1 rRNA gene (only partly in view) is annotated in these 1,398 nt (G+C 56.1%); it reads left to right on the top strand.

What is annotated here, in order from left to right:
- A 23S ribosomal RNA gene (locus ACIQIB_RS39340) occupies positions 1–1,396 on the top strand; it begins 1,824 nt to the left of the window's first position.
- The last annotated feature ends 2 nt before the right edge of the window (positions 1,397–1,398 follow it).

Consider the following 1,398-nt stretch of genomic DNA (forward strand, 5'->3'; position numbering starts at 1 on the left):
AAGGCTGAGACCTGATGCCGAGCCGATTGTGGTGAAGTGGATGATCCTATGCTGTCGAGAAAAGCCTCTAGCGAGTTTCATGGCGGCCCGTACCCCAAACCGACTCAGGTGGTCAGGTAGAGAATACCGAGGCGTTCGGGTGAACTATGGTTAAGGAACTCGGCAAAATGCCCCCGTAACTTCGGGAGAAGGGGGGCCATTCCTGGTGATGACACGTGCTGTCTGAGCTGGGGGTGGCCGCAGAGACCAGCGAGAAGCGACTGTTTACTAAAAACACAGGTCCGTGCGAAGCCGTAAGGCGATGTATACGGACTGACGCCTGCCCGGTGCTGGAACGTTAAGGGGACCGGTTAGCTCCATTTCGGTGGGGCGAAGCTGAGAACTTAAGCGCCAGTAAACGGCGGTGGTAACTATAACCATCCTAAGGTAGCGAAATTCCTTGTCGGGTAAGTTCCGACCTGCACGAATGGCGTAACGACTTCTCGACTGTCTCAACCATAGGCCCGGTGAAATTGCATTACGAGTAAAGATGCTCGTTTCGCGCAGCAGGACGGAAAGACCCCGGGACCTTTACTATAGCTTGATATTGGTGTTCGGTTCGGCTTGTGTAGGATAGGTGGGAGACTTTGAAGCCTTGACGCCAGTCTTGGTGGAGTCGTCGTTGAAATACCACTCTGGTCGTGCTGGATGTCTAACCTGGGTCCGTGATCCGGATCAGGGACAGTGTCTGGTGGGTAGTTTAACTGGGGCGGTTGCCTCCTAAAGGGTAACGGAGGCGCCCAAAGGTTCCCTCAGCCTGGTTGGCAATCAGGTGTTGAGTGTAAGTGCACAAGGGAGCTTGACTGTGAGACTGACGGGTCGAGCAGGTACGAAAGTAGGGACTAGTGATCCGGCGGTGGCTTGTGGAAGCGCCGTCGCTCAACGGATAAAAGGTACCCCGGGGATAACAGGCTGATCTTCCCCAAGAGTCCATATCGACGGGATGGTTTGGCACCTCGATGTCGGCTCGTCGCATCCTGGGGCTGGAGTAGGTCCCAAGGGTTGGGCTGTTCGCCCATTAAAGCGGTACGCGAGCTGGGTTTAGAACGTCGTGAGACAGTTCGGTCCCTATCCGCTGTGCGCGTAGGAGTGTTGAGAAGGGCTGTCCCTAGTACGAGAGGACCGGGACGGACGAACCTCTGGTGTGCCAGTTGTTCTGCCAAGGGCATGGCTGGTTGGCTACGTTCGGGAGGGATAACCGCTGAAAGCATCTAAGCGGGAAGCCTGCTTCGAGATGAGCACTCCCACCTCCTTGAGAGGGTAAGGCTCCCAGTAGACGACTGGGTTGATAGGCCGGATATGGAAGCCCTGTGAGGGGTGGAGTTGACCGGTACTAATAGGCCGAGGGCTTGTCCTCAG

The organism is Kitasatospora sp. NPDC092286, assembly GCF_044755565.1.
Taxonomy (GTDB): Bacteria; Actinomycetota; Actinomycetes; order Streptomycetales; family Streptomycetaceae; genus Kitasatospora.